General features: G+C 31.5%; 11 protein-coding genes. All 11 read left to right on the top strand.

The genetic code is table 11. From position 1 onward, the window contains the following. The first annotated feature begins 5 nt into the window (after positions 1–5). Positions 6–395: a class Ib ribonucleoside-diphosphate reductase assembly flavoprotein NrdI gene (gene nrdI, locus bhDAH_RS06090; RefSeq protein ID WP_020732412.1), complete on the top strand. Its 390-nt coding sequence runs from the start codon at positions 6–8 to the stop codon at positions 393–395. Continuing rightward, positions 373–2,445, top strand: coding sequence for a class 1b ribonucleoside-diphosphate reductase subunit alpha (gene nrdE / locus bhDAH_RS06085; RefSeq protein WP_062705859.1), 2,073 nt, complete (start codon positions 373–375; stop codon positions 2,443–2,445). The genes nrdI and nrdE overlap by 23 nt, the downstream gene beginning before the upstream one ends. Before the next feature lie 21 nt (positions 2,446–2,466). Further along, on the top strand, positions 2,467–3,432 hold the full coding sequence (gene nrdF, locus bhDAH_RS06080; RefSeq protein WP_062705856.1) for a class 1b ribonucleoside-diphosphate reductase subunit beta: 966 nt from the start codon (positions 2,467–2,469) through the stop codon (positions 3,430–3,432). 596 nt (positions 3,433–4,028) lie between these two features. Next, on the top strand, positions 4,029–4,673 hold the full coding sequence (locus bhDAH_RS06075) for a hypothetical protein (RefSeq protein WP_149029005.1): 645 nt from the start codon (positions 4,029–4,031) through the stop codon (positions 4,671–4,673). A gap of 380 nt (positions 4,674–5,053) precedes the next feature. Continuing rightward, complete coding sequence (locus bhDAH_RS06070; RefSeq protein ID WP_020732408.1) at positions 5,054–5,770, top strand: hypothetical protein; 717 nt, start codon at positions 5,054–5,056, stop codon at positions 5,768–5,770. A gap of 392 nt (positions 5,771–6,162) precedes the next feature. Beyond that, entirely contained in the window at positions 6,163–7,017 is an 855-nt protein-coding gene (locus bhDAH_RS06065) for a hypothetical protein (protein WP_062705846.1), read from the top strand. Positions 7,018–7,410: 393 nt separating this feature from the next. After that, the gene (locus bhDAH_RS06060; RefSeq protein WP_247098905.1) at positions 7,411–8,214 is read left to right on the top strand and encodes a hypothetical protein; all 804 of its coding nucleotides are present in this window, start codon (positions 7,411–7,413) and stop codon (positions 8,212–8,214) included. A gap of 358 nt (positions 8,215–8,572) precedes the next feature. Continuing rightward, a complete protein-coding gene (locus tag bhDAH_RS06055; RefSeq protein ID WP_020732405.1) occupies positions 8,573–9,478 on the top strand; it encodes a hypothetical protein in 906 nt (301 codons plus the stop codon). 289 nt (positions 9,479–9,767) lie between these two features. Then, positions 9,768–10,598, top strand: a complete 831-nt coding sequence (locus bhDAH_RS06050; RefSeq protein WP_020732404.1) for a hypothetical protein — start codon at positions 9,768–9,770, stop codon at positions 10,596–10,598. Positions 10,599–10,687: 89 nt separating this feature from the next. Next, positions 10,688–11,503, top strand: coding sequence for a hypothetical protein (locus tag bhDAH_RS06045; protein ID WP_020732403.1), 816 nt, complete (start codon positions 10,688–10,690; stop codon positions 11,501–11,503). A 350-nt stretch (positions 11,504–11,853) separates the two neighbouring features. Beyond that, positions 11,854–12,606, top strand: coding sequence for a hypothetical protein (locus bhDAH_RS06040; protein WP_020732401.1), 753 nt, complete (start codon positions 11,854–11,856; stop codon positions 12,604–12,606). Positions 12,607–12,632 lie beyond the last annotated feature (26 nt).

The raw sequence follows: 12,632 nt of genomic DNA, 5'->3' as shown, positions 1-12,632 counted from the left end.
ATTTATTGTTAGGAGATAGATATATTTTAGTAGTTTATGCTTCAAAAACAGGAAATATAGAGCGGTTTATTGCAAAAACGGGCCTTAAGGATACTTTTCGTATAGTTACAGGCTCTGAGATCGTAAATAGGCCTTATGTTTTGCTTACATATACGATTTCCTTTGGCAAGGTTCCATCTGAGGTAGAAAATTTTTTAAAGCATAATTTTAAACTTATGGTTGGAGTTGCTGGCTCTGGGAATAGAAATTGGGGTGATTCATTTTGCAATGCTGTTAATTTAATAAGAAATGAATATAATGTTGAGGAAATACTAAAGTTTGAACTTTCAGGAACATCACATGATGTTGAGAGTTTTGTAGAAAGGATTAAAAATGAGGCACTTAGAGTTAAATAACGAGATAATGGTTTTAAAGGATGGATTTTACAGATTAGAAAAAGATCTTGAAGCTTTGAGTGTTTTTTTAGAAGAGGTCAAAGCTAAGTCTTTAAGATTCAGTAATCCAAATGAAAGGATGCATTATTTAATTGATAATAATTTATATGAAGATTTTTATAAAAACTATTCTGAAGCGCAAATACTTGAAATATATAAGCTTGTCGAGTTTGAAAATTTTAAGTTTAAGTCTTATATGAGTGCTTCAAAGTTTTATAAAGATTATGCACTTAAGCTTAATGGTGATACTTATCTTGAGTCTTATGAGGATAGAATAATTGCAGTTAGTCTTTTTCTTGCTGATGGTTGTTTTGAGCTTGCTTTAAAACTTGCTTCAGAGATGATAAAGCAGCGATATCAGCCTGCAACTCCTACATTTTTAAATGCTGGTAAAAGGGTAAGAGGTGAGCTTGTATCATGTTTCTTATTGGAAGTTGGTGACTCCCTTAATAGTATTACTTTTAATATTTCTTCTGCTATGCAGCTTTCAAAAATTGGTGGAGGAGTGGCTTTAAATCTTTCCAATATTAGGGCTAGAGGTGAGGAGATACGGGGAATTTGTAATATTGCAAAAGGTATTATTCCCGTTATGAAGCTTTTAGAGGATGGATTTAATTATGCAGATCAGATGGGACAGCGAAAAGGAGCTGGTGCTGTATATTTAAATATTTTTCATTATGATATAGAAGATTTTCTAGATACAAAAAAGATTAATGCTGATGAGAAGAGTCGTGTTCAAACATTATCATTAGGAGTAATTATTCCAGATAAATTTTTTGAGATTGCAAAACAAGGTCAAAGTTATTATGCTTTTGCGCCATATTCACTTTATAAGGCAACTGGCAGGTTTATGAATGAAATTGATTTTGACTTGGAATATGATTTACTTGCAAGTAATCCTAATATTTTAAAAAAAGAGATTAAAGCTAGAGACATGCTTGTTCGTATTGCTAGGTTGCAGTTTGAGTCTGGATATCCTTATATAATGTACCAAACAGCATGCAATTTAAATAATCCACTCAAAGGTATTGGAAAAATTAAGATGTCTAATCTTTGTACAGAGATTTTTCAAATTCAAACACCATCCATTATTGGTGATTATGGAGAGGGGGATTTGATTGGATATGATGTTAGTTGTATCTTAGGCTCGTTAAATATTGTAAATGTAGTTAATAGCAATTTTGAGCATACAGTTGATATTGCCATGCAGGCATTGACATCTGTTTGTGATAAAACTGACATTAAAAATGCTCCAAGCATAAGCAAGGCAAATAATGATTATCATGCTGTTGGTCTTGGTGTTATGAATTTGCATGGGTTTTTAATTAAAAATAAGATTCCTTATGAGAGTGCTGAGGCTATAGATTTTGTTCGTACCTTTTTTATGTTATTAAATTTTTATTCCATTAAGAGTAGTATGAATATTGCAAAAACTAGAGGCAAGACTTTTAAAGATTTTAAGCAAAGTGAATATTATAATGGCAATTACTTTAATATGTATTTAACTGAAGATTTCTCCCCCAAAACAGAAGTTGTAAAGGGGATATTTAGCGGTATAAAGATTCCTTTAAAGAGTGATTGGGAGAGTCTTAAGCGTGATGTTCAAATGCATGGACTTTATCATGCATATAGGTTAGCAGTAGCACCAACACAGAGTATATCTTATATTCAAAATGCAACAACATCTCTTATGCCTATTGTTGAACCTGTTGAGGCTAGGGTTTATGGTAATTCTACAACTTATTATCCAATGCCATATCTTAGCAAGGAAAATGCTTTGTTTTTTAAGTCGGCATATTATATGGATATGAGAAAATTAATTGATTTAATAAGTGAAGCTCAGCGGCATGTTGATCAAGGAATTAGTACTCTTCTTTATGTTACAAATGAAACTAGTACTAGGGAGCTTGTAAAACTTTACATTTATGCTAAAAATAAGGGACTTAAGAGCTTGTATTATACGCGTAATAAAAATTTATCGGTAGATGAATGTATTCTTTGTGCAATATAATTATGATTTAGGGGAGTATTAATGAAGCAAAATAGAGAAGCTATCAATTGGAATAGATTAAATAATAGTTATACTAAGATGTTTTGGGATCAAAATATAAGACAATTTTGGGTAGATGAAGAGATTCCAATCTCTGATGATAAGTTGGTTTGGAATACCTTAGATGGTGAGGAGCGGGATGTTTACGAGAAGGTTTTGGGTGGACTTACCTTATTAGATACAGAGCAAGGTTCTGTTGGTATGCCGCGTCTAGCTTTGGCAATAGATAATCTGGATTATAAACCGGTTCTTGGGTTTATGGGTGCTATGGAGCATATGCATGCTAAGAGTTATAGTAGCATATTCTCAAGTTTATCAAACATAGATCGAATAGATCATATATTTGGCTGGGTTAAGACTTATAGAAATTTCCAAGATAAATTGGATTTGATCTTGGGCAAGTATAACAGCATACACGATAGGATGAGTTTATATAAGGCTTTGTGTACTTCTGTATTTCTTGAGACGTTTTTATTTTATTCAGGGTTTTTTTATCCCCTCTATCTTGCAGGTCAAGGTAAGATGGTTAATAGTGGTGAGATTATTAATTTAATATTACGTGATGAATCTGTTCATGGAGTATTTGTTGGTCTTTTGGCGCAAGAAGAGTTTAATAAAATGACTTTTAAGGAGCAAGCATTTGCTCAAAGAGAGGCAACATTGATTTTAGAGAGACTTTATTATTTAGAGAGTGCATATACTAAAGACCTATATTCATCTATTGGGCTTGAGGGTGCTGTTGATGTTTTTGTTAGGTATAATGCTGATAAGGCCTTGATGAATTTAGGATTTGATTCTGCATTTAATATTCGAGATATTGATGTTAATCCTTTAGTTTTAAATGGGCTTAGAACTAATACTAAAACTCATGATTTTTTCTCTACTAAAGGTAATGGTTATATTAAGCCCATGAGGGTTGAGCCTTTGCAGGATGATGATTTTGCGTAAATTTTTATTTTTATTCCTTTTATCAAGTTTGTTAATTTTATTAGGCTTAGCACTTTTATTGAGTTTATTAGTTTATCCAGATTCTACCTCTCATTATTTTTGGTATGTGTTTAATTATTTATATTTATTTCTAAATTTTGTATTTAATTTTATTTGGTTTATTGCAAGTGCTATCTTTAATTACTTGTATTTATTGCTAAGTTTTATATTTGATTTTATTTGGTTTATTTTAACTTCTACTTTTGATTTTATTTTATATCTGTTTAAGGATTATTTTAAATTTGTTTAAGGATTATTTTAGCTTTTTTCGCTTTTTTTAGTATTTTTTCACTTTTTTTTGGATTTTTTTAGTTTTCCTAATTTATTTTTGAACCGGTAAATCTTGCTGTAGAGCCTTATTTAGTGCATTATGCTTGTTCGTTTGTTAGAGTGGTTAAAAATATGTGTAAGTTTGTATTATTTATAGTAATTTTTTAAATTAAACCGCTTCACATATTATAATTTTATTATATAATAATAAGTATCAAGATATATTATACGCTGTAGCATTGTTATGTTAATGCAATTGTATTGTAGTTTTTGAAAGGGAGTGTGTGGTGAAAAGAATGTGTGCGATGTTTTGTGTGCTTATTATGTCATTCATTGTAGCCATGTTGTTTTATATTTATAGCTCACGTCATAAGTTCCAACTAGGGATTAAGGTAAGAGAAAGAGTTTATAGTATGCTTGAGGAAGCAGCAGGGACTTATAGGAATGAATTTAGCCAGGCATTTACTGGTTTTCAAAAAGACAATCATAAGTTTAGTATTAAGTTTAATATTCCTTTCAGTAAATTTATGCCAGTCTTTGAATTGCCAGATGTCAGAACTAATGTTTATGCTGCATTGGGGCATGGTGCTCCAGTCATAGGCAGATTAGTAAAAATCCCGGGGGGTTTAACCTTTGATCACACGACTAGGGATACAAAGCTTGCTTATGATTTTTTATACCTTTTAAAGGAAATTACAGAACCAATTGATGAAATCCTTAATGGTCATCTAAGTGATGCAAATTTAAATAGAATGAGCATAAACAAAGATGTAGGCACTATTTCGATAATCATTTTTAATCTAAAAAAAGCTGCGGCTAGAGAAAAAGATTTAGTCGCACAAGTTATGGGGCGGATGTTAGCAATAGATCTGACTGGTGGAAGGCAAATTTTTTTGCAAAAGTTAAAGAGTGTTATTTATGATGGGATTTAATGCAAATGTTCGTTTGGTAAAAATAAATGTCTAGGAGGATTTCAAAGTTAATTAATAATGTTTAAGTAGCAAGAGGGTTTGCCCCTTTAGTGTTTTATTAAGTTCTTTTAAGCGCGTAAGATGTGGTTTGAAGTACTTTGTCCTTTACTTTGTTATTCTCCTTTAGTTTATGTATGCCTGAAAGTATGCTATAATTTGCGTCTTTTGGGCACTTTTTTAGGCAATTTGAAGATTTTTTAAGATTTTTACATAAAAGTTATTGCATAAATGTGGTCCTATTGTATAGGATTTAATATCAAAATGTACTTATTATTATTTGATATTTAAGTATTTTTTGATATTAAAAGGGAGAATGAATTTTTAGAAGGGAGAATAGATTTATGAAAATGATATTTATGTTTTGTATGTTATTAAGCATGATGTCTTGTGGGTCAGGGCGAATCAGGCAAGCTATGGCTTTAACAAAGACCGAAGTGATATTAAGAGATGCGGCTTACAGTAAGTTATCAGATAAAGTAACTGAATATAGGATAGCATTCTCTGCTGCAGAGATTAAGTTTAAAAAAGCTGCTTATCAATTTAATATTCCTTTCTTTAAGGTATCATCAGTCTTTGATAATGATGCTGTTGATGCTCAGGACGGCATTTATGCAAGTCTTGGATATGATTTTGATGTTATTAAGAAATTAGAGATGTTATTTAGTAAATTAGATTTACAAGATCCTCCTACTGATAATGAGGATACTGCTGTTGCCATTAAGTTATTAGATCTTTTAAAGGATGCTACAGATTCAGTTAAAGTAATTTTAAATGAGCATTTAAGTGAATCACGTTTAACTAAAATTATAGCAAGCAAGGGTGAGGGAGTTATTACTAAGATTAATTCTCTTTTAGATGAGGTGATGAGAATAAGATGCGATGTTACTTTGAAGATTATAAAAGAGATTGAAAGAGTTCAGGCAGAAATGAATAATGATCCAGATATATTGGATAAACTAAGTAATATTTTTATTGAGAGTGGCGAGATTAAACGTTCAGTTAACTTTATAAATAACGTAGCAAATCAAATTGAGTCGTTAACTAGACAGTTTGCTTAAGTGTTCTTGAGATTAAAATTGTGAGTCACGTAGTTTGTGCATTATTAGTTATTTGCTTTAAAAACGAATCAAACTGGTTTTAACACTTTAATTTCCCTATTGGTAATATTTTATTAAATTTATTAAAAATTATTGTAATTTGTGTTAATTTTAAATTAATATAGATATATAAATCATAATAATATATTCTAATATCATTTTGATATTAGAATATATTATGTGTTACGTATTAGCTAATGATATGTAGTTTATAACTCTTTGCTTAAGGAGGAGGCATGAAAAAGTTTAACACAGTGTTTTTTGTATTCGGTGTGTTACTGGGCTTATTTATTGTAACTTGTAAACCATCATCAACAGGCCGCCAAAAAAGGAACATAAGGAGTTCAAGATCAATGTCAATTAATAAGCGCAAGCAAATAGAGCAGGGCAATGATTTGACATCAGGTATTGTAAAAACACAAGTTTTGCCATGTGCAGAAGGAACGTTGATAATACCTCCAGCAGAACTATCAAAGGATGAGCAAATAGAAAGAGATAGGGTTTATGAGCAACTTAAACAAAGCGTAACTAGATATAGGGCACAAATTGTAAATGAAATGAGGAAATTTAAGGCTAACATTAATGAGATTAACAAAAAAATTAAAAAAAATGGCGGGAAAACAGTTATTGATGATAAGGGAACTGAACTAGAGGCATTATCAATGCCTCGTTTTAAAGAAGTGTCTGTGAAATTTCTTAATCCAGCTTTAGTGCAAAATATTTATTCTTCTCTAGGACATGATGTTCAAGTTATTAATCATTTAGGAAGAATAATTGGTTCATTAAACTTAAGTGAAGCACCGCAAGCAAAAGACACAAAATCAAAAGGGCCGCAGGCCCAGTTGTTAGATATAAGTTATAATATATTATTTGCTTTAAGTAGTATTACAAATTTAGCTATTCAGGTTACAAATGAGTATTTAGATGGACCACGCTTAACTGATCTTGCAAGAAGCAAGTCTACACAAAATCTTGTTGAGCTTCATGATCATATAGATGAATTTATGCAAACCAGGGCTCAATTTATAGAAAAGATTAAAAATGAAATATTAAGAGTAAAAATAAGAGCAGGACATGCAGAAGGCATGTTGGAAGTCTTGCAAAAAATTATGGGGCCTAAAACAGATATTGTCTTGGCATTTGAATTTACGAAGCAAAAGGCAGCTATAATTCAATGTTCAGTTAATAACTTACTTAGTGTGCTTTAATATAAATTTTATTTATTTGAATTTAATTGTTAGTACTTAAGGTAAATTCTGTATTTCTTGTTTATCTGATTTTGCAGTTGATTTTTAACACAAGCAAAATATAGCTGCAGCTTGATGTATTGATTTAGCTTGCATATTAATTAATATTAAATTAATTTAAAAAAGAGATATTAAATTTTCCATAAGTTAATATTAGTTTAATTAATGACATAATAGTTATGTTTTAATTTTGATTATTGGCAAATGTCAAAACATTATAATAGTGGATAGTAGTAGTGGTATTGTTGCGTAATTTTTGATTTTTAATCAAAGGAGTTTATTTTGAAAAAAATTCATTTTATTTATGTTATTTTATTTGTTTTATGCGTGGTAGCCTGTGAGCAGTCATCAGGATTGAAACCCCAAGAGGGTAGCAATAACGATGGATACAGTTCTGATGGTGTTACAAGTTTGTTTGATGATGATCGTTTGGAAATTTTTGCAAGCCGCCCGTCACGTTCAGCGCCAAGGCGCATTGATGTTTTAGGTTCTCAAAGAAGGGGCAACTTAGTATATGATATCGTTGATATAGTATCTATGCTAGATCGCCACAAAAGATTTATTGATCCTAAAAAGTATTACTCTAAATTCACTGGTGGGATGATGAGAGAGCCTGTTACCTATCCTTTAGATAAAATGAGTTTGGTAGTAAATGATCTAGTTACGCACCGTAACATTCTTGCGGCATTACACTATAAAATTGAACCTCCATATATATTGATGAAAATATTAAGTATGTTAAATTTAGATGATCCTGATTCCCGTGATTTAAGAGCTGCAAATAAATTTATATCGGTTTTAGATCAAATATCAGATCTTGCTACAAAAGTTGTATATGAGTATTTACATGAATCACGCTTAAAGCCGTTTGTTTATGATGTTGCAACTATTTCTGTCATTTCTTGGAACTTAGAGACATTTTTAAATGAATGGAAGGTTGCTGGAGAATTAGCTATAAACATGTTGTATGATTTGAGACGTAAGATGGATCGATATAGCTTAAGCCCACAGTTTACAGATAAAGAAAGTGTGTTAAGCATATTAGAGAGGAGTGTGGATCGAGAGCAATGGGGATCGATTGCTTCAAATTTTGAGGTTATGAAACACCATGCAAGTATTCTTGCTGATTTAGTGGAAGGAAAATACTTTGTGGATTAATGTAAATTAAGAAATTAAGGAATTAAGTAATTTATTTGAAAGATAAAGGTTATTATCCTTTATCTTTGTGAGATGTGCGACTGTCCTTACAAGGATAATCGCATAAGAGTTAAGTGTGTGAGCATAAATTGAGCAATTGAAGTGTTTATACCTTTTTGATGCAAATACAAAACTATTTTGTTAGGCTTACTCAAGTCAGTCAAAATAGATATTAGATTATTTATGTCTATTTTGAGTATTAATAAAATTTAATTTCTTAAATTAAGCGTATTGCAGTATTTAATGGTAAATGTTGGGGTGTACTATCTATCTACATAGTTATGGTTATGTAATTTTCGTTTTGTAGAAAGGAGAATATATGAAAAATTTTGATATGCTGTTATTGTTAGTATTGTTAGTATTATTTATTGTGTTTATAATGTTTTATTGGAATCAAGATATAAGGCATAACTCAGGACTTCTGGAAGAGTTAGCGCTCGCAGAAGTACAAGTGGCTACTAAAGAAGATTCACCTACTAAAGAAGACGAATCTTCTTTAGTAGGTGATCAGCTTGAAGATGTTCAATCAATTTCATCAAATAAGAAGGATGGAGCTGATGATGCGGACTTCTCATCGGACTTGTCAGTTTTGACAAAGACCAAAGAAGAAGCTTATGATGGACTTGAACGCAGAGTGAGAGAGTCTAAGAATAAATTTTTAGATGCGGGCTTTCAATTTGCTCAGGGTAAACATCAGTTTAGTATTCCTTTTTTTGAACGATTTGCAAAATTTGATGGTGATGCAAAAAAGGATATAGTTTACGCATCATTGGGGTATGATATTGAAGTTATTGGAAAATTAGAAACACTGGTAAATAAGATAGATCCAAATGCCCCTTCTTATTTAAGCGGGCTAGATAAGAGAATTGCTTCTGATTTATTAGATATTTTATATAATGTTACATATTATGTTAGAGAAATCGTGCTGAATAATCATTTAAATTTTTTCAATCTAGATAAGATTAAGATTAATGATGCAGTATCATCAGAGGATATTATTGCTATTGATGTTTACCTAGAAACATTGATTCAACTAAGAGAGAACTTGATACCCAAGTTGTGTCTACATATCTCACAAGCAGCAGCAGAACCTGGTAAAGCGGCTATGGAAGCTGAGCTTAAAAAGATTACTGATCAAAATGGGAAGATTAGGCAGGCAGTTGGAAAGATGGTGGTCATAGCAAAGACGATTGAAGATTTATTTAATGTGCAAGTACAACCATAGTAAATGAAAATTTTTTGCGTGGGTAAGGTCTTGAAAGGGTCTTGAAATGGGGGTGCTTGGAGGTTTTAGTGTTTTTCAAGCACGGGTATATTAAATTAACCAAAGAATTAATTAAATGTTTAGTTTAATGCTATTTAATTAAACTCTTATATAAATATTAGTTATTTTATGTTACTGTATAAATAGTGAGACTAATTTGAAGTAGTAATTGCATAATACTATGTGCTAACATATTGATTAATACGTATTGTAAGCGTTCTACAGGAGGGATATAAAAAGGGGAATTTAGATGAAAAGGATGTGTGTGATGTTGTGTGCCTTGGAATTAATGATGGGGTGTTCATTGGAGGATGAGGCAAAGATTGGTTCATTTGTAAGTGATGTTGTAAAAAGATCTCATGTTAATAGAAGAAGATCGGTTTTAACTCATGTAAATAGTGAATTTGAGCATGTATCTGGTGGTACATCTGATGCAAAGACTTCCGTAGAGCAAATTTATGAAAAATTAAAAAACAGAGTAGAGGAGTACAGAAGAGCATTTAGAACTGTGCAGTTTAAATTTAAACAGGGCCAGCATCAATTTAGTATTCCTATTTTTGAAAAATTTATAAAATTAAACGAAGCGAAATGGGATATGATTTATGCTGCCTTGGGTTATGATGTTAATATTATTAGAAAGTTAGAAACAATGATGAGTAAAATAACCCTGAAGGAATTAGATGACAAACTGGGATCAGCATCAATTGTTATTTTTTGTTTATCAAACCGTTTGTATGAGGTTACATATTACTTCAAATCAGTTTTAGTTGATCATTTAAATGATGTTAGTTTGGAACAATTAAGTCTCATCAAATCAGAAGAAGATCTAACTAAGCTTTATGATACTCTTAAAATATTATCTGATTTAATGAGCAAATTCATTGCTCAATCTAAGATAGTTATAAAGAAAGCAGCTAAGTTTGAGAATGATAATGAGGCCATGTTAGATGAGTTTGTTGAGATGCTTAGTTTTGAAAGACCGGTTGGTAAGTTAATTTTAGGGATCATTCAAATAGGACGTGGAATTCAAGAGTTTGTTGATGGGAAAGATGAAGAGGTAGATGAGAAAGATTTATATTAGTTTATATTAATATTTTGTTTTTTGTAGCTGTGTGTGCCTTGAGCATAAAAGCTTTTTATACGGTTAAATGCAGATATAGGAGAATTTAGATGAAAATGATATGTATTATTGTGTGTGCATTGGGATTAGTTCTGGGATGTTCATTGGAGGATCAGGCAAAGACCGGCTCGTTTGTAAGTGATATCATTAAAAAAGTTCGTGCTAAGAGAATATCAAGATCCTCAACTGATATAGAAGGTACATCTGGTAATGCTCCCCAAAATACATCTGATACAAAGACTTCTAAAGAGCAAATTTACGATAAACTAAAAAATGAACTAGAACAGTACAGCAAAGCATTTAGAACTGCTCAATTTAGGTTTAGACGAGGGCGTTATTACTTTCAGATGCCTTTTTTTGAAAAATTTCCGAAATTTAGTGGCTGGGAGGAAAAGGACATAGTTTATGATACCTTGGGTTATGATGTTGATCTTATTGCAAAGCTGGAAACTATTGTAAGAGCAATAACCCCTGCAACAGCTCCTACTTATTTTCCCACAAGACCAGCAACCATTGTTGCTAAGTTATTAGACATTTTATATAACACTACATATTATATGAGGGAAGTTGTGGTTGATCATTTAAATGATGTTAGTTTAGAGCAATTGGGCAGCATTAAGTCTGCAGAAGAGCTTACTAAAATTTATAATGCTTTCAAGGAATTGTCTGCTTTAAGGACCAATGCGATGTCTCAGATTAAGATAGCTATAGATGAATCAGAACCACTATGGCGTGATAGGGTAATTATGACAAATAAGCTTAAAAAAATTACTGATGATGAGAGTCTAGTTCAGGATTTAAAGTTGAAGATTATTATGAAGGGATTAGAAATTAAATATTACGCTCAATTAAGCAAGGGGGCATAGTAAATTCAGTAATCAATGATAGTGCAGACTTTGCCATTTTTGTTGGGGCATGCAAATCTTTTGCTTGCTTTAATAGCAAAGTAATCCGGTAAATATCCCTTCAAGTTGCAAGAAGCTGGTGGGTTTAATAATACACGTGATCTTACGAGTATGTTTTGTGTCTCTTTAGTAGTATTGGTTATTTGCGTATTTATTATTTCTGTTAAAAAGTTATTAAAAAATCGCGATCAAAATAGAAAAGCTGTGGTTGATGTTAAATTTAGTTTATAATTATAGTATAAAAATACATTTACTATAAGTCGTAATTTCATAGAAAGGCATACAGGTGCCGTGTAGGTAGGGGAATATATATGCAGAGAATGAGTGTGGTATCATGCATAATGAGCATTTTAAGTTTATTTCTGATAATGTGTGTGGCGTGTAGACCAGAGTATGAGTCGTCATTATTGGATGCAAAAGCACAGAAGGCTTACAATGTACTCAAATTCAAAGTCGATAATTATAGGAGCAAGCTTGTAAATGAGCTTGAGTCAGTTGTTCTAAAGGGACCTTTATTATTTAATGATCAATCTTATTCCTTAGTATTATTACAGGCTGAAGAAGATGCTACCAAGCGTAGTATTGCTGTTACGTTAGGGAATGATTCTAAAGTTATTGAGCGCCTTAAAGAAATACTAAATACATTAGATTTGAGAAAAGGTAAGAGCAGTACTAGTGATGTTGATATTGCTGGTCGTATTTTAAAGCAGTTAACGGATGTTACAAACTTGGCAGTCATATTGTTCCATAAGCATTTAAGCAAGAAAAACTTGATTAGAATTAGGAATAGTTTGATGATTGAGGTAGGTTCTGTTAGTGTGCTTGATGATATTACTTCTGATTTAGAGCAGTTTATTCAAGCAAGAGTTGAGGTGATGTCTAAAATTAGAAGCTTCATAAAAACAGCAGCAGCAAAGAGGGGTGATAAAGCTGTAATGATAAATTGTTTGAAATCGCTTATTGATGATACAGGTGAGTTATCAAAGGAAATTTTAGCTAGGCTTGTAGGCAATGTGTTTAATATTGAAAACAAGCTGATAGATTTATTTAAATGGGATAGTTAATTATTAATGTTTAGATCTGTTTGTGG

This window comes from Borrelia hermsii DAH (assembly GCF_023035675.1).
GTDB lineage: Bacteria > Spirochaetota > Spirochaetia > Borreliales > Borreliaceae > Borrelia > Borrelia hermsii.
This window is presented reverse-complemented; position numbering and strand designations above follow the sequence as displayed.

Excerpts from the sequence above, each read along its gene's own strand:
- nrdE (WP_062705859.1), top strand. The coding sequence starts at position 373 with ATGAGGCACTTAGAGTTAAATAACGAGATAATGGTTTTAAAGGATGGA.
- nrdF (WP_062705856.1), top strand. The coding sequence starts at position 2,467 with ATGAAGCAAAATAGAGAAGCTATCAATTGGAATAGATTAAATAATAGT.
- bhDAH_RS06070 (WP_020732408.1), top strand. The coding sequence starts at position 5,054 with ATGAAAATGATATTTATGTTTTGTATGTTATTAAGCATGATGTCTTGT.
- bhDAH_RS06065 (WP_062705846.1), top strand. The coding sequence starts at position 6,163 with ATGTCAATTAATAAGCGCAAGCAAATAGAGCAGGGCAATGATTTGACA.
- bhDAH_RS06055 (WP_020732405.1), top strand. The coding sequence starts at position 8,573 with ATGAAAAATTTTGATATGCTGTTATTGTTAGTATTGTTAGTATTATTT.
- bhDAH_RS06050 (WP_020732404.1), top strand. The coding sequence starts at position 9,768 with ATGAAAAGGATGTGTGTGATGTTGTGTGCCTTGGAATTAATGATGGGG.
- bhDAH_RS06045 (WP_020732403.1), top strand. The coding sequence starts at position 10,688 with ATGAAAATGATATGTATTATTGTGTGTGCATTGGGATTAGTTCTGGGA.
- bhDAH_RS06040 (WP_020732401.1), top strand. The coding sequence starts at position 11,854 with ATGCAGAGAATGAGTGTGGTATCATGCATAATGAGCATTTTAAGTTTA.